Origin of the sequence: Streptomyces sp. NPDC046557, assembly GCF_040645975.1 — a bacterium.
In the GTDB taxonomy this organism is placed as follows: Bacteria; Actinomycetota; Actinomycetes; order Streptomycetales; family Streptomycetaceae; genus Streptomyces.
On sequence record NZ_JBEYZH010000001.1, the window covers coordinates 682,332 to 698,532 of the forward strand.

The window sequence follows — 16,201 nt, forward strand, 5'->3', positions numbered from 1 at the left end:
AGCGGTGTACGTCACATCCGTTCCCCATTCCCCTGCTCTGGCCAACGGGTTACCGACGAGTTACGCTCCCCTCAACACGTACGGGACCGGCCTGGTGACGCAGCCGCCCCGTACCAGTCGGTCCGGTACCCCAGGTACCGGGCGCCCCGTGCCGCACGTCCGGGTACGGCGCTCACGCACGACGCTCACGTACGGCACGACCCCGGGACAGGGTCGGCCGTTCTTCCGCCCTTCGGGCACCCCTGTGCGGAATACCCGGCCGCGTGCTGTGCGCCGCGCGCCGCGCCCTCAGTCGTCACCCTCTTCCACTGGAGTCCCGCGATGGACCGTCCGTCCACGTCCAGTCAGTCCACCCTCCAGACCGTCGCCGTCGTCGGTCTCGGCACGATGGGCACCGGCATCGCCGAGGTCCTCGCCCGGGCCGGCCGCGAGGTCATCGGCATCGACATCAGTGAAGGCGCGGGCCGGCGGGCCACCGCCGCGCTCGCCGCCGCGACGGCCCGCTCCGTCGCCCGGGAGCGCCTCACCGAGCCCGAGCGCGACTCCGTGCTCGCCCGGTTCCGCACGTTCACCGAACTGGGCGCCGCCGCGGACGCCGACCTCGTCATCGAGGTCGTCCCGGAGGACTACGCCCTCAAGCAGCGGCTCTTCCGCGAACTCGACGCGGTCGTCCGCCCGGACACCATCCTGGCCACCGGCACCAACGCCCTCTCGGTGACCCGCTTGGCCGCCGAGTCCCAGCGCCCCGAGCGGGTACTGGGCCTGCACTTCTTCAACCCGGCGCCGGCGATGAAGCTGGTCGAGGTCGTCTCCTGCGTGCTGACCGCGCCGCCCGCCGTCCAGGCGGTCACCGAGCTGGCCCGCGAACTCGGGAAGGAGCCCGTCGCGGTCGGCGACCGTCCCGGTTTCGTCGCGGACGGCCTGCTCTTCGGCTACCTGAACCAGGCCGCCGCCATGTACGAGTCGAAGTACGCCTCCCGCGAGGACATCGACGCGGCGATGCGGCTCGGGTGCGGCCTGCCGATGGGCCCGCTCGCCCTGTTGGACCTGATCGGCGTGGACACCGCCCGTACCGTCCTGGAGGCCATGTACGCCTCCTCCGGCGACCGGCTGCATGCCCCGGCCCCCATCCTCGGGCACCTCGCCGAGGCGGGCCTGACGGGACAGAAGGCCGGGCGCGGGTTCTACACGTACGAGGCGCCGGGCAGCCCGGTGATCGTGCGGGACCTCCAGACCCCGCTGGACGGGTCGCTGCTCGGCGCCGGCCGCGCCGTCGCGTCGGTCGGCGTGGCCGGCTCCGGCACCATGGCGAGCGGCATCGCGCAGGTCTTCGCGCAGGCCGGCTACCCGGTGGTGCTGGCGGCCCGCAGCCAGGAGAAGGCGGAGGCCGCGAAGGCCGCGATCGGCAAGTCCTTGGGCCGTGCGGTGTCCAAGGGCCGGCTGACCGAGGACGGCGCGGCGAAGACCCTGGCGCTGATCACGCCGGCGGGCTCGTTGGACGCGTTCGCCGAGGTGGACCTGGCCGTGGAGGCCGTCGCCGAGGACCTGGCGGTCAAGCAGGAGCTGTTCGCGGGCCTGGACAAGGTCTGCAAGCCGGGGGCGGTGCTGGCCACCACCACCTCGTCGCTGCCGGTGATCGCCGTGGCGCGCGCGACCTCACGCCCGCAGGACGTGATCGGCATGCACTTCTTCAACCCGGCGCCGGCGATGAAGCTGGTCGAGGTGGTCCGTACCGTCCTGACCTCCGACGACGTGCACGCCACGGTCCGCGAGGTCTGCGGGAAGGTCCGCAAGCACGCGGTCGACTGCGGCGACCGGGCCGGTTTCATCGTGAACGCGCTGCTGTTCCCGTACCTCAACAACGCGATCAAGATGGTCGAGCAGCACTACGCGGGCATCGACGACATCGACGCCGCGATGAAGCTGGGCGGCGGCTACCCGATGGGGCCGTTCGAGCTGCTCGACGTGGTCGGCCTGGACGTGTCCCTGGCCATCGAGAAGGTGCTCCACCAGGAGTTCCGTGACCCGGGCCTGGCGCCCTCGCCGCTGCTGGAGCACTTGGTCGCGGCGGGCTGCCTGGGCCGGAAGACCGGCCGCGGATTCCGTGAGTACGCCCGCCGGTGATCCGCCCCCCGGGCGCCCTGACGCCCGGGACCGCGAGCCGGATGCGTGGGGAGGGCTCCTCGGGTCCGCCGGACCCTCACGGCGGACGAACCCTCCCGACGAGCACTGTGTGCCCAGTGCCGGCCCTCCCCCGCATCCACCCACGTCCCACCCCCCTCAGGCGCGCTCTCCTGCGCGAATGAAGTACTTTCGCTCTATGTCCCAGCCCGCCAAGACCTCGCCCCGCGCCGCCACGGCGTCCGACGCCCCGGAGAGCACGGCCGGCACCAAGGCGGCCGCTCAGCGGCTCAAGATGCGCCGCGAGCTGGCGGCCGCCGCCATGGAGCTGTTCGCGACGAAGGGGTACGAGGCCACGACGGTCGACGAGATCGCCGCGACCGCCGGCGTGGCCCGCCGGACCTTCTTCCGGCACTTCCGGTCCAAGGAAGAGGCGATCTTCCCGGACCACGACGACACCCTGACCCGCGCCGAGGCCGTCCTCGACGTGGCCCCGGCGCACGAGCACCCGCTCGACACGGTGTGCCGGGGGATCAAGGAAGTCATGAAGATGTACGCCGCCTCGCCGGCGGTGTCGGTGGAGCGCTACCGGCTCACCCGTGAGGTGCCGGCGCTGCGGGAGCGGGAGATCGCCTCGGTGGCCCGGTACGAGCGGCTGTTCACGCGCTATCTGCTGGCCCACTTCGACGAGCAGGACCACGCCGACGGCAACGACGACCCGCTGCTGGCGGAGGTCGCCGCCTCGGCGGTGGTCACGGCTCACAACCACGTGTTGCGGCGCTGGTTGCGCGCGGGCGGCCAGGGAGACGTGGAGGCGCAGTTGGACCACGCCTTCTCGATCGTGCGCAAGACCTTCGGTTCGGGGATCGGCGCGGGGCGCACCCTCACCGGCCCGTCGGCCGCCCCGGCGGCGGTGCGCACGGAGGGCGAGGTGCTGGTGGCGGTGGCCCGCACGGACGCCCCGCTCGACGAGGTCATGCGGACCATCGAAGAGGCACTTCGGATGAACAAGTAGCGACTCCGGCCACACGGGCCACTCGGGCCGCCTCCCACAACGGGGGGCGGCCCTTCCGTTTGTCCGGCTTGCCCCTACTCGCGGGTAACTCTGATCGATCATCGCTCATTCGCGCAGGTCACATGGCAAATGAGAGAAAGTTTTGGCACGCGGTGCCTTGCTGAGTGACACGGGGTGCCATACGTTGAAGTGGTCCGGATGTCCCCGCGGTCCACGTCCACCCGGCACGGACCGCGCCCCGGATGCCTGCGTCACCAGGCCCCCGTACGCCCCACCACAGGCGTCGCCGCACCACCGCTTTCGCCGGACCGACGGCACCAGACCCGCACCACACCACACCCGTACCGCGCAGCCGCGTATCCCCTCAGCGCCCCCTCATCAGCGCTTAGCCGGAGGCAACACCGTGAAGGACATCCTGGACGCGATCCAGTCGCAGGCCGCGACGGCCGCCGACTACGCGGCCCTGCCGCTCCCCGACTCGTACCGCGCGATCACCGTGCACAAGGACGAGGCGGAGATGTTCGCCGGGCTCACCACCCGCGAGAAGGACCCGCGCAAATCCCTGCACCTCGACCAGGTCCCGGTTCCCGAACTCGGCCCGGGCGAGGCCCTGGTGGCCGTCATGGCCTCCTCGGTCAACTACAACTCCGTGTGGACCTCGATCTTCGAGCCGGTGTCCACCTTCAGCTTCCTGGAGCGCTACGGGCGCCTGTCGGAGCTCACCAAGCGCCACGACCTTCCCTACCACGTCATCGGCTCCGACCTCGCGGGCGTCGTGCTGCGCACCGGCCCCGGCGTCAACGCCTGGAAGCCGGGCGACGAGGTCGTCGCGCACTGCCTGTCGGTCGAGCTGGAGTCCTCCGACGGCCACAACGACACGATGCTCGACCCCGAGCAGCGCATCTGGGGCTTCGAGACCAACTTCGGCGGCCTGGCGGAGATCGCCCTGGTCAAGTCGAACCAGCTGATGCCCAAGCCCGACCACCTCAGCTGGGAGGAAGCCGCCTCGCCGGGTCTGGTGAACTCCACCGCCTACCGCCAGCTGGTCTCCCGCAACGGCGCCGGCATGAAGCAGGGCGACAACGTGCTGATCTGGGGCGCCAGCGGCGGCCTCGGCTCCTACGCCACCCAGTTCGCCCTGGCCGGCGGCGCCAACCCGATCTGCGTCGTCTCCTCCCCCGAGAAGGCCGACATCTGCCGGGCCATGGGCGCCGAGGCGGTCATCGACCGGAGCGCCGAGGGCTACAAGTTCTGGAAGGACGAGCACACCCAGGACCCGAAGGAGTGGAAGCGCTTCGGCAAGCGCATCCGCGAGCTCACCGGCGGCGAGGACATCGACATCGTCTTCGAGCACCCCGGCCGGGAGACCTTCGGCGCGTCCGTCTACGTCACCCGCAAGGGCGGCACCATCACCACCTGCGCCTCCACCTCGGGCTACATGCACGAGTACGACAACCGCTACCTGTGGATGTCCCTCAAGCGCATCATCGGCTCCCACTTCGCCAACTACCGCGAAGCCTGGGAGGCCAACCGCCTCATCGCCAAGGGCAAGATCCACCCGACCCTCTCCAAGGTCTACTCCCTGGAGGACACCGGCCAGGCGGCCTACGACGTCCACCGCAACCTCCACCAGGGCAAGGTCGGCGTCCTCGCCCTCGCCCCCGAGGAGGGCCTGGGCATCCGCGACCACGAGATGCGCGCCAAGCACCTGGACGCCATCAACCGCTTCCGGAACATCTGATTCGCCCGACCGTCCGAGACCGTTCAAGGGCCAAAGGGACAGCCTGAGATGACAGAGCGCCAGAAAGACCGTCCGTGGCTCATGCGGACGTACGCCGGCCACTCCACGGCCGAGGCGTCCAACGAGCTGTACCGCCGCAACCTCGCCAAGGGCCAGACCGGCCTGTCGGTCGCGTTCGACCTTCCGACGCAGACCGGCTACGACCCCGACCACATCCTCGCCCGCGGCGAGGTCGGCCGGGTCGGGGTCCCGGTCTCCCACCTGGGCGACATGCGGCGACTGTTCCAGGACATCCCCCTGGAGCAGATGAACACCTCGATGACGATCAACGCCACGGCCATGTGGCTGCTGGCGCTCTATCAGGTGGCCGCCGAGGAGCAGGGCGCGGACATCTCCAAGCTCCAGGGCACCACCCAGAACGACATCGTCAAGGAGTACCTCTCGCGCGGGACGCACGTCTTCCCGCCCGGGCCCTCGCTCCGTCTGACGACGGACATGATCGCGTACACGGTCAACCACATCCCGAAGTGGAACCCGATCAACATCTGCTCGTACCACCTCCAGGAGGCGGGGGCGACCCCGGTCCAGGAGATCTCGTACGCGATGTCCACCGCGATCGCCGTCCTGGACTCGGTGCGCGACTCCGGGCAGGTCCCGGAGGAACGTTTCGGTGAGGTCGTCGCCCGTATCTCCTTCTTCGTGAACGCGGGCGTCCGCTTCATCGAGGAGATGTGCAAGATGCGCGCCTTCGGCAGGATCTGGGACAAGGTCACCCGCGAGCGCTACGGCATCGAGGACGCCAAGCAGCGGCGCTTCCGGTACGGCGTCCAGGTCAACTCCCTCGGACTGACCGAGGCGCAGCCGGAGAACAACGTCCAGCGCATCGTGCTGGAGATGCTCGCGGTCACCCTCTCCAAGGACGCCCGCGCCCGCGCGGTGCAGCTGCCCGCCTGGAACGAGGCGCTGGGCCTGCCCCGGCCCTGGGACCAGCAGTGGTCGCTGCGCATCCAGCAGGTCCTCGCGCACGAGAGCGACCTGCTGGAGTACGAGGACATCTTCGCCGGTTCCCACGTCATCGAGGCCAAGGTCGAGTCCCTGGTCGCCGAGTGCCTGGAGGAGATCGACCGGATCCAGGAAATGGGCGGCGCGATGGCCGCCGTCGAGTCGGGCTACCTCAAGTCCCGACTCGTCTCCTCGCACGCCGAGCGGCGGGCCCGGATCGAGGCCGGCGAGGACAAGATCGTCGGCGTCAACTGCTACCAGCAGACCGAGGAGAACCCGCTCACCGCCGACCTGGACGGCGCCATCATGACGGTGGACGGGGCGGTGGAGGCCCAGATCGTCGAGCGCATCGGCCGCTGGCGCGCCGAGCGGGAGGAGTCCTCGGACCGTCAGGGCGAGGGCGACCCGTTCGTCTTCCCCACCACCCGGCAGGCGCTGGAGCGCCTCAAGGAGGCGGCGGCCGGGACCGAGAACCTGATGGAGGCCACCTTGGAGTGCGCCCGCGCCGGTGTCACCACCGGTGAGTGGGCGAGCGCGCTGCGCGAGGTGTTCGGCGAGTTCCGCGCGCCGACGGGGGTCTCGTCGGCCCCGGTGGCCGTCACCGCCGAGGAGGGCACCCCGATGGCCCTCGTCCGCGAGAAGGTCGCCCGGACGGCCGAGGAGCTCGGTGCCGGCCGGCTGCGCCTGCTGGTCGGCAAGCCCGGCCTGGACGGGCACTCCAACGGCGCCGAACAGATCGCGGTGCGGGCCCGTGACGCGGGCTTCGAGGTGGTCTACCAGGGCATCCGGCTGACGCCGGAGGAGATCTCCACCGCCGCGCTGGCCGAGGACGTGCACTGCGTGGGACTGTCCATCCTGTCCGGCTCGCACTGCGCGCTCGTCCCCGACGTGCTGGAACGCCTGCGCCTCGCGGGGGCGGGCGACATACCCGTCATCGTGGGCGGCATCATCCCGAACGCCGACGCGGTGACATTGAAGGCGGCAGGAGTCGCCGCCGTGTTCACACCCAAGGACTTCGGCATCACGGAGATCATCGGCCGTATCGTCGACGAGATCCGCAAAGCGAACAAGCTCGACCCCATGGAGGTTCCCGCATGACCACGCCCGCTTCCCCGGTGAACCGGCTGCGGCCGCGCCGCTCCTGCCTCGCGGTGCCGGGTTCGAACCCGCGTTTCCTGGAGAAGGCCCAGGGTCTGCCGGCCGACCAGGTCTTCCTCGACCTGGAGGACGCCTGCGCCCCCCTCGCCAAGGAGGGCGCGCGCCACACCATCGTGGACGCGCTGAACAACGGCGACTGGACCGGCAAGACCCGTGTGGTGCGGGTCAACGACTGGACCACCCACTGGACGTACCGTGACGTCATCACGGTCGTCGAGGGCGCCGGCCAGAACCTCGACTGCATCATGCTGCCCAAGGTGCAGGACGCGCAGCAGGTCGTGGCGCTCGACCTGCTGCTGACGCAGATCGAGAAGACCATGGGCTTCGAGGTCGGCAAGATCGGCATCGAGGCGCAGATCGAGAACGCCAAGGGCCTGGTGAACGTCGACGCTATCGCCGCCGCCTCGCCCCGGCTGGAGACCATCATCTTCGGCCCGGCCGACTTCATGGCCTCCATCAACATGAAGTCCCTGGTCGTGGGCATGCAGCCGCCCGGCTACCCGGCGGACGCCTACCACTACATCCTGATGCGGATCCTGATGGCGGCCCGCACGCACGACCTCCAGGCGATCGATGGCCCGTTCCTTCAGATCCGCGACGTGGACGCGTACCGCGAGGTCGCCGGGCGGGCCGCGGCCCTCGGTTTCGACGGCAAGTGGGTGCTGCACCCCGGTCAGGTCGACGCGGCGAACGAGGTGTTCTCCCCGTCTCAGGAGGACTACGACCACGCCGAGCTGATCCTCGACGCGTACGACTGGTGCACCTCCGAGGCCGGCGGCAAGAAGGGCTCGGCGATGCTGGGCGACGAGATGATCGACGAGGCCAGCCGCAAGATGGCCCTGGTCATCGCGGGCAAGGGCCGCGCCGCGGGCATGCAGCGGACCACCAAGTTCGAGATCCCGGAAGGCTGACCCCCATGCAGTTCGGACGCACGTACGAGGAGTTCGAGGTCGGGGCTGTCTACAAGCACTGGCCCGGGAAGACGGTCACGGAGTACGACGACCACCTCTTCTGTCTGCTGACCATGAACCACCACCCGCTGCACATGGACAGCAACTACGCCGAGAACACCACCGACTTCGGCAAGAACGTGGTCGTCGGCAACTACATCTACTCGCTGCTGCTCGGCATGTCGGTCCCCGACGTCTCGGGGAAGGCCATCGCCAACCTGGAGATCGAGTCGCTGCGGCACGTGGCGCCGACCTTCCACGGCGACACCATCTACGGCGAGACCACGGTCCTCGACAAGACCCCGTCGAAGTCGAAGAACGACCGCGGGATCGTCTACGTGGAGACCAAGGGCTACAAGCAGGACGGCACCCTCGTCTGCGTCTTCCGGCGCAAGGTGATGGTCCCCACCGAGACGTACATCAAGGAGCGCGGCGGCGAGCAGCCCGGGCGCCCGCAGCTCAAGGAACAGGGGAAGTAAGAGCCATGACCCGACTTGCCCAGACCGCCGGCCTCAACGAGGTCCAGCGCGAGATCCTCAAGACGGTCCGCGAGTTCGTCGACAAGGAGATCATCCCCGTCGCGACCGAGTTGGAGCACCGCGACGAGTACCCGCAGGCGATCGTCGACGGTCTCAAGGAACTCGGCCTGTTCGGGCTGATGATCCCGGAGGAGTACGGCGGTCTGGGTGAGTCGCTGCTCACCTACGCGCTGTGCGTCGAGGAGATAGCGCGCGGCTGGATGTCCGTCTCGGGCATCATCAACACCCACTTCATCGTGGCGTACATGCTCAAGCAGCACGGCACGCAGGAGCAGAAGGACCACTTCCTCCCGCGCATGGCGCTGGGCGAGGTCCGCGGCGCGTTCTCGATGTCCGAGCCGGGCCTTGGTTCGGATGTGTCGGCCATCACCTCCAAGGCGGTGAAGGACGGCGACGAGTACGTCCTGAACGGCCAGAAGATGTGGCTGACGAACGGCGGCACGTCCACGCTGGTGGCCGTTCTCGTCCGGAGTGACGAAGGACACCCGGAGGGCACCGCGCCCCACAAGTCGATGACGACCTTCCTGGTCGAGAAGGAGCCCGGCTTCGGTGAGGTCCGTCCGGGCCTGACCATCCCGGGCAAGATCGACAAGATGGGCTACAAGGGCGTCGACACGACCGAGCTCATCATGGACGGGCTGCGCATTCCGGCCAATCGTGTCCTGGGCGGGCAGACGGGCCGAGGGTTTTACCAAATGATGGACGGGGTCGAGGTCGGCCGCGTCAACGTGGCGGCGCGTGGCTGCGGAGTCGCTCAGCGTGCGTTCGAGCTGGGTGTCTCCTATGCCCAGCAACGTCACACTTTCGGCAAGGCGATCGCCGAACATCAGGCCATCCAGTTCAAGCTGGCCGAGATGGCTACCAAGGTCGAAGCCGCCCATGCGATGATGGTCAACGCAGCACGCAAAAAGGACTCCGGGGAACGAAACGACCTCGAAGCAGGGATGGCGAAGTACCTCGCCTCCGAGTACTGCAAAGAGGTGGTGGAGGACGCCTTCCGTATCCATGGCGGCTACGGGTTCTCGAAGGAGTACGAGATCGAGCGCCTCTACCGGGAAGCCCCGATGCTGCTGATCGGTGAAGGTACCGCCGAGATCCAGAAAATGATCATCGGGCGACGCCTGCTCGAGGAGTACCGACTCCAGGGCTGAAAGTCCCTTTTGCAGTGAATCGCCGGCCGATTTTCCGCAAGAGGATCACTGCCAGTCACTGGCCGACGGTCATCGACTCGGCTTCTGGCTTGCCCAGTTGTTGCGCGCAACCGATAGCATTCCAGTAAAGCCGCCGTCCCGTCCCCCCGTTTGCGGCGCGGCATCACCCGCTACGAAGGTCATCCATGCCCCACAGCCAAACCTCTGCACCTCGCGTCGGCCTCCTCGGTGGACGCCTCGCGCGCGGAGCATCGCCGTGGCTCCTGCCGACCGTCGCCACCGCGGCGCTCAGCCTCACCCGGGCCCGCAAGTCCGGACGCTGGGCCGCGGCGGCCGTGCCCGCCACCGCTCTCGCGGCGGGCATGCTGTGGTTCTTCCGCGACCCGGAGCGCGAAATCGCCCAGGGCCGTGTCATCTCGCCCGCCGACGGTGTGGTGCAGAGCATCATGCCGTGGAAGGACGGGCGCACTCGCGTCGCGATCTTCATGAGCCCCCTGAACGTCCACGTCAACCGTGCTCCGCTGGCCGGCACGGTGACGTCCGTGGAGCACATCCCCGGCGGGTTCGTCCCGGCGTTCAACAAGGAGAGCGAGAACAACGAGCGCGTCGTCTGGCACTTCGACACCGAGCTCGGCGACATCGAGATGGTGCAGATCGCCGGTGCCGTCGCGCGTCGCATCGTCCCCTACCTGCCGGCCGGCACCAAGGTGGAGCAGGGCGAACGCATCGGTCTGATCCGCTTCGGCTCGCGCGTCGACATCTACCTCCCCGAGGGTGTCGAGGTGGCGGTCGAGGTCGGTCAGGCCACCACCGCGGGGGTGACCCGAATTGACCGTGACTGACCCTGAGACCCCTGCCACAGGCTGGGTTCCGGAGGCCAAGGACGAGGACGCGGACGCGGAAGACATGCCGCTCTCCCTGCGACTGTCGATAGCGGACACGCTCACCCTCGGCAACGCGACCTGCGGATTCATGGCGGTGTACTTCACCACCACCGGAATCCTCATCCCGCACCTCACCGGCAGCGGCGAGTCGGGCATGGCCCGGCACAGCGCGGCGACGGCGGTGATACTGATGCTGCTCGCGGCGGTCTTCGACCTCTTCGACGGCATCGTGGCCCGCAAGCTGCGCAGCTCGCCGATGGGCGCGGAGCTGGACAACCTGTCGGACCTGATCAGCTTCGGCCTGGCACCGGCGTACTTCGTGCTGGTGTACGGCATGGTCGCGGACGACGCGCACCAGAAGATGTCGGCGCTCGCGGCGATCGTGGTCCTTCTCGCCGTGGTCCTGCGCCTGGCGAGATTCAGCTGCGTGACGATGAAGGACGGCATGTTCCAGGGCATGCCGAGCCCCTTCGGAGCCCTGACGGTCGTGTCCGTCGTGCTGCTGGGGCTTCCCTTCATCCCGACGCTGCTTGCGATCATCGGGGTGGCGTGGCTGATGGTGAGCCGCGTCGAGTACCCCAAGCCGCGGGGTGTCCTCGCGGTGGCGATGCTGAGCTGGATCGTCGGCGCGATGGGGTTGCTGGCGGCCTGGGCGTTCGACGCCCCGGGCGGTCAGCTGCTGCTCCAGACGGGCTGCGCGCTGCAGATCGCCCTGGCGGCGACGATCCCGCTGTTCGCGACGACCCGTCGCGCGAACACGTTCCGCCACAACCGCCGCGAGGCGCGGGCGGCGCAGCCGTAACGCAGGCCACCGTGTGTGCAGCTGAAGGCCCCCGGGCGGGGTAAACGCCCGGGGGCCTTCGCCATACCGCCCCCGGCCCGCACGGGGGCGGCCCCGGTCGAGCAAAGCCAGCCCCGCCTGCGATTGAGGCTGCGGGGGGTGCGGGGCGGAGCCCCGGGGGTCCGGGCGGAGCCGCCGCATCGGGCGGCCCCCGTCGAGCAAAACCAGCCCCGCGGCGATTGAGGCGCGGGGGGTGCGGGGCGTCGCGACAACCCCCGGTGGGCTACGCTTGATGTCGGAAAACCGCCAGCCTCGCACCGGGCCTCCCGGGATGCTGGAGCCATGTACACCGACACCGACCGCTGTGTGAGGGCCGTGCAGTCGAAGGACGCCCGCTTCGACGGCTGGTTCTTCACCGCCGTCCGGACCACCCGGATCTACTGCCGGCCCAGCTGCCCCGCCGTGCCGCCCAAGGTCGAGAACATGACCTTCCTGCCCAGCGCCGCCGCCTGCCAGCAGGCCGGGTACCGGGCCTGCAAGCGGTGCCGGCCCGACACCAGCCCCGGCTCCCCCGAGTGGAACGCCCGCGCCGATGCCGTCGCCCGTGCCATGCGGCTCATCCATGACGGTGTGGTGGACCGCGAGGGCGTTCCCGGCCTGGCCGCCCGCCTCGGCTACTCCACGCGCCAGGTCGAACGGCAGCTGAACGCCGAGCTCGGCGCCGGCCCCCTCGCCCTCGCCCGGGCGCAGCGTGCCCAGACCGCCCGGCTGCTCATCGAGACCTCCGCCCTCCCCATGGGTGACGTCGCCTTCGCCGCCGGGTTCTCCTCCATCCGGGCCTTCAACGACACCGTCCGCGAGGTCTTCGCGCTCTCCCCCAGCGAGCTGCGCACCCGATCCGCCAAGGCCCACCGCGACCAGCCCCGCATCCCCGGCACGATCAGCCTGCGGCTCCCCTTCCGGGCGCCCCTCAACCCCGACAACCTCTTCGGCCACCTCGCCGCGACCGCGGTCCCCGGCGTCGAGGAGTGGCGCGCCGGCGCGTACCGCCGGACGCTGCGGTTGCCGTACGGAACCGGCGTCGTCGCGCTCGCCCCTCGGCCCGACCACATCGCCTGCCAACTGGCCCTGACCGACCTGCGGGACCTCACCATCGCCATCAGCCGCTGCCGCCGGCTGCTGGACCTCGACGCCGACCCCGAGGCCGTCGACGAGCAGCTCCGCTCGGACCCGCTGCTGGCCCCGCTCGTCGACAAGGCGCCGGGGCGGCGGGTCCCCCGTACGGTCGACGCGGCCGAGTTCGCCGTACGCGCCGTACTCGGCCAGCAGGTGTCCACCGCGGCGGCCCGTACGCACGCGGCCCGGCTGGTCACCGCACACGGCGAGCCGGTCGCCGACCCCGACCCCGAGGGCGGGCTGACCCACCTGTTCCCCTCACCGCGGGCCCTGGCCGCGCTGGATCCCGAATCGCTCGCCCTGCCCCGCAGCCGCCGGGCGACCCTCGCGACCCTGGTCTCGGCCCTGGCGGACGGCTCGCTCCCGTTGGGCGTCGACAGCGACTGGGAGGCGGCCCGCGCACGGCTGGTCGCGCTGCCCGGCTTCGGCCCGTGGACCACCGAGGTCATCGCGATGCGGGCCCTCGGCGACCCGGACGCGTTCCTGCCCTCCGACCTCGGGGTCCGCCGCGCCGCCGCCGGGCTCGGGCTGCCGTCCACGCCCGCCGCGCTCACCGCGCGGGCGGCCGGCTGGCGGCCCTGGCGCGCGTACGCCGTCCAGTACCTGTGGGCCACCGACAGCCACCCGATCAACCACCTGCCCGCCTGACCCGTCCGAGCCCGTCCGGGCCCGTCCGAGGAGACGACCAGCAATGAACGACAGCAGCAAGCAGCACACGCTCGTGGACAGCCCCTACGGGCCGCTCACCCTCGTGGCCACCGACGGTGTCCTCAGCGGCCTCTACATGGTCGGCCAGCGCCACCGCCCGCTGGAGGAGTCCTTCGGCGAACGGGTGTCGTCGGCGGAGGAGCCGTTCCCCGAAGTGACACGGCAGTTGACCGCGTACTTCGCCGGCGAGCTCACCGACTTCACCGTCCCGGTCCGGCTGGAGGGCACGGCGTTCCAACGCAGCGTGTGGGAACAGCTGGTACGCATCCCCTACGGGCAGACGTGGTCCTACGGTGAACTCGCCGCGAAGCTCGGCAAGCCGGGCGCCTCCCGGGCCGTGGGACTGGCCAACGGCAAGAACCCGGTCGGGATCATCGTGCCGTGCCACCGGGTGATCGGTGCCTCGGGTGCGATGACCGGCTACGGCGGCGGCGTCGACCGCAAGGTCCGGCTGCTGGCCTTCGAGGCCGGCGAGCGGTCCCTGCCGGTCTGACGCCGACCGCCGTGCGGGAACTCCGGTCAGGCGAAGCGCAGGGGCAGCTCGTTCGGGCCCGTGATGCCGATGGCGGGGCGCCACGTGACGGGACCGGCGACGGACGGTGCTCCCAGCCGCTTCGCCAGCACCGGCAGCGCCTCCGTGATCTCCATGCGCGCGAGCGGGGCCCCCAGGCAGTAGTGCAGCCCCCCACCGAACTGCAGGACCGGGGTGCTCCGGGTGGCGGTGATGTCGAAGACGTCGCCGCCGGGGAAGACCCGCGGATCACGCTGTACGGCCTGCACACCGATCAGGAGCATGGTGCCCTTGGGGATCACTTCCCCGCGGAACTCGAAGTCCTCCGGGGCGTACCGGAAGAGGGCGTTGGTGGACGGGCGCCACCGCATCACCTCTTCCACCGCCTGCTGCGTCAGGTCGGGGTTGTCGCCCAGCAGCTTCCACTGGTCGGGGTGCTCGGCGAAGGTGACCATGGCGTTGGCGAGCTGGAGCCGCGTGGTGTCGTGGGCGGCGAAGATCATCGAGACGATGAGGTTCTGCAGCTCGTCGAGGCTGGCGGTGCCTTCCGCGTGCTGGAGCGCCACCAGCGCGGAGATGAGGTCCTCACCCGGATCGGCCTTCTTGGCGGCCATCAGGGCGTCGACGTAGCCGTAGAGACCGGTCACCGCGGCCTCGACGCGTGCGGGGATGTCCCCGCCCAGCGCCAGGGAGAAGACCAGGCCGATGTCGGAGGTCCAGGTGCGGAAGGTGGGGAAGTCCTCCGGCGGAATCCCGAGGAGTTCGGTCATGACCACGAGGGGGAGCCGGTCGGCGAATTCCTCGATGAAATCGATGTCGCCGGCGGAGGCGAGTTTGTCGGCCAGCCGCTCCGACGTCTCCCGCATGAGCGGGCGCAGATTCTCGACCATGCGCGGGACGAAAGCCTTGTTCACCAGACCGCGCAGACGACGGTGGTCCTCGAAATCACGACTCACGAGACCGTTGACGAACCAGTCGTAGATCGGGCCCTCGGTGACGCCGTTCTGTTCCATGAAACGGACGCCGTTGTGGATCAGGCCGGGATCCCGCACGAGGTCCTTCGCCTCGGCGTAGCGTAGGACGAGCAGGCCGAGGGGGGTCTTCGCTTACCAGTGTTTCTCCCGGGCCTGCGCCACTTCGGGAGAGGTGAACCGGAATGCGGGGTCGAGGACGTCGATGAAGGCGATGTCCTGCTGCTCCGGCGTGCTATCCGCTAATAGCGCCATATCCTGACCGTCCTTTACAGAAAGCGAATCGCCCGTGCCGGCATCGCGCTTCAATTCGAACTGGTAGGCGACGAGTCAAGCAGGGCTTGATCTTTCCGGTCAAGCAAAGCGCGGGCTTTCTCAAGTTCTGGGATCGGTCCGCGTCACCGGCGCCGTGAGCGGAATGGGCTTACCGGGTCGCGCCGCCCGGCACACCCTCCCGACCGCGGCACCAGGGGTATCCCCAGGGGCGTCTAGACGACCGCGAGCGGGACCAGCAGGGCGAAACCGGCGCCCGCCTCGACCGCGTAGGCGTACAGCGAGGGGTGTTGGACCGGTGCGGCGAGCAGGACCACGCTCCGCTGCTCGGTCGCCGCGGCGACCCATTGCGCGTCCGCGCCGAGCTTGCCCTGGTACCAGCCCTCACAGCTGCCGGGGCCGGTGACGGCGAGGAGGTCGTCCTCGCGGCGGTAGAAGGCTTGCCAATCGGCGGCCGGGACCGACCACGCCTCGAAGTCGGCGAACTCGGCCCAGCCGCCGTCGCGTATCGCGCCGTCGAACATCCAGACCGGCGCACCCTCGGGCGTGACCTCGCCCCCGGCCTGCTCGTCGGTGGTGAAGTGGACCATGGGAAGGGCGTCCGGCCCGTCGGCCGTGCTCGGCCAGGCGTACATCGTGATCATGCGCTGCATTCTGTCCTGGGCGAAGTAGGCGACGGATAACGGGTGTTACGCGGACCCCGGCCGGCGGCCGTTCTCCAGCTCGACGGTGCCCGCGCCCGACTCCAGCACCCGGTACGCCTCTTGGACGCGCCGGGCGAGCGATCCCAGCAGGTACGTCGTCAGCTCCGCCGGCGGGACCAGCTTCCAGGAGAGCAGTTCCTCTTCCTGGAGCTTGACGGAGGCGAGCTGTTCGGCGTCGAGCACACCGCCGTCGTAGAGGTACGCGACCAGAGGGGGGCGGCCCACGCCCACGCTCCAGTCCACGGCGAGCAGCCGGCCGAGCGGCTGGTCGATGCCGATCTCCTCGGCGCTCTCGCGCCGCGCGGCACTGCGCGGGGACTCGTTGCGGTCGGACTCGATGGTGCCGCCGGGCAGGGCCCAGCCCTCGCGGTAGTCGGGCTCGACGATCAGCACCCGCCCCTCGACGTCCCGGAAGAGGGCGGCGGCGCCGGCCAGCACCCGGGGCAGGCTCGCGATGTAGGTGGCGTAGTCATCCGTGGTCGTCACGTCCGCCACCCTACCCAGCGGCCCTCCGGT

The 16,201-nt window shown here is 69.9% G+C and carries 15 protein-coding genes; 11 read left to right on the plus strand and 4 right to left on the minus strand.

Going from position 1 to position 16,201, the window contains the following annotated elements; all coding sequences use genetic code 11:
- Positions 1 to 321 precede the first annotated feature (321 nt).
- The 11 genes from ABZ934_RS03360 to ABZ934_RS03410 all read left to right on the plus strand — a co-directional run bounded on the left by ABZ934_RS03360 (position 322) and on the right by ABZ934_RS03410 (position 13,719).
- The gene (locus ABZ934_RS03360) at positions 322 to 2,124 is read left to right on the plus strand and encodes a 3-hydroxybutyryl-CoA dehydrogenase (RefSeq protein WP_361307969.1); all 1,803 of its coding nucleotides are present in this window, start codon (positions 322 to 324) and stop codon (positions 2,122 to 2,124) included.
- Positions 2,125 to 2,320: 196 nt separating this feature from the next.
- Positions 2,321 to 3,136 carry a TetR family transcriptional regulator gene (locus ABZ934_RS03365; RefSeq protein ID WP_361307971.1) on the plus strand — a complete coding sequence of 272 codons (816 nt, stop codon included), beginning with the start codon at positions 2,321 to 2,323 and terminating at the stop codon, positions 3,134 to 3,136.
- A 403-nt stretch (positions 3,137 to 3,539) separates the two neighbouring features.
- Positions 3,540 to 4,877 (plus strand): crotonyl-CoA carboxylase/reductase, encoded by a 1,338-nt coding sequence (ccrA, locus tag ABZ934_RS03370; protein ID WP_361307973.1) that lies wholly within the window; start codon positions 3,540 to 3,542, stop codon positions 4,875 to 4,877.
- Between the two features lie 48 nt (positions 4,878 to 4,925).
- On the plus strand, positions 4,926 to 6,977 hold the full coding sequence (locus ABZ934_RS03375) for a protein meaA (RefSeq protein ID WP_361307975.1): 2,052 nt from the start codon (positions 4,926 to 4,928) through the stop codon (positions 6,975 to 6,977).
- Entirely contained in the window at positions 6,974 to 7,948 is a 975-nt protein-coding gene (locus tag ABZ934_RS03380; protein ID WP_361307977.1) for a CoA ester lyase, read from the plus strand. Before ABZ934_RS03375 ends, ABZ934_RS03380 begins: the two co-directional genes overlap by 4 nt.
- A 5-nt stretch (positions 7,949 to 7,953) precedes the next feature.
- Entirely contained in the window at positions 7,954 to 8,466 is a 513-nt protein-coding gene (locus ABZ934_RS03385) for a MaoC family dehydratase (protein WP_030155134.1), read from the plus strand.
- A gap of 5 nt (positions 8,467 to 8,471) precedes the next feature.
- The gene (locus tag ABZ934_RS03390) at positions 8,472 to 9,677 is read left to right on the plus strand and encodes an acyl-CoA dehydrogenase family protein (RefSeq protein WP_361139237.1); all 1,206 of its coding nucleotides are present in this window, start codon (positions 8,472 to 8,474) and stop codon (positions 9,675 to 9,677) included.
- Positions 9,678 to 9,862: 185 nt separating this feature from the next.
- Positions 9,863 to 10,519, plus strand: a complete 657-nt coding sequence (locus ABZ934_RS03395; protein ID WP_136212902.1) for a phosphatidylserine decarboxylase — start codon at positions 9,863 to 9,865, stop codon at positions 10,517 to 10,519.
- A gap of 64 nt (positions 10,520 to 10,583) precedes the next feature.
- A complete protein-coding gene (pssA, locus tag ABZ934_RS03400; protein ID WP_361308707.1) occupies positions 10,584 to 11,363 on the plus strand; it encodes a CDP-diacylglycerol--serine O-phosphatidyltransferase in 780 nt (259 codons plus the stop codon).
- A gap of 321 nt (positions 11,364 to 11,684) precedes the next feature.
- Entirely contained in the window at positions 11,685 to 13,166 is a 1,482-nt protein-coding gene (locus ABZ934_RS03405; protein ID WP_361307979.1) for an AlkA N-terminal domain-containing protein, read from the plus strand.
- A gap of 43 nt (positions 13,167 to 13,209) precedes the next feature.
- Positions 13,210 to 13,719: a methylated-DNA--[protein]-cysteine S-methyltransferase gene (locus ABZ934_RS03410; protein ID WP_361307981.1), complete on the plus strand. Its 510-nt coding sequence runs from the start codon at positions 13,210 to 13,212 to the stop codon at positions 13,717 to 13,719.
- 26 nt (positions 13,720 to 13,745) lie between these two features.
- Here ABZ934_RS03410 and ABZ934_RS03415 read toward each other — a convergent pair whose 3' ends face one another.
- The 4 genes from ABZ934_RS03415 to ABZ934_RS03430 all read right to left on the minus strand — a co-directional run bounded on the left by ABZ934_RS03415 (position 13,746) and on the right by ABZ934_RS03430 (position 16,171).
- Entirely contained in the window at positions 13,746 to 14,789 is a 1,044-nt protein-coding gene (locus ABZ934_RS03415; protein WP_361307983.1) for a cytochrome P450, read from the minus strand.
- Positions 14,790 to 14,843: 54 nt separating this feature from the next.
- Positions 14,844 to 15,017, minus strand: coding sequence for a hypothetical protein (locus ABZ934_RS03420; RefSeq protein WP_361307985.1), 174 nt, complete (start codon positions 15,015 to 15,017; stop codon positions 14,844 to 14,846).
- A gap of 179 nt (positions 15,018 to 15,196) precedes the next feature.
- Positions 15,197 to 15,625 (minus strand): hypothetical protein, encoded by a 429-nt coding sequence (locus ABZ934_RS03425; protein ID WP_361307987.1) that lies wholly within the window; start codon positions 15,623 to 15,625, stop codon positions 15,197 to 15,199.
- Between the two features lie 45 nt (positions 15,626 to 15,670).
- Positions 15,671 to 16,171, minus strand: coding sequence for an NUDIX hydrolase (locus tag ABZ934_RS03430; RefSeq protein ID WP_361307989.1), 501 nt, complete (start codon positions 16,169 to 16,171; stop codon positions 15,671 to 15,673).
- Between the last annotated feature and the right edge of the window lie 30 nt (positions 16,172 to 16,201).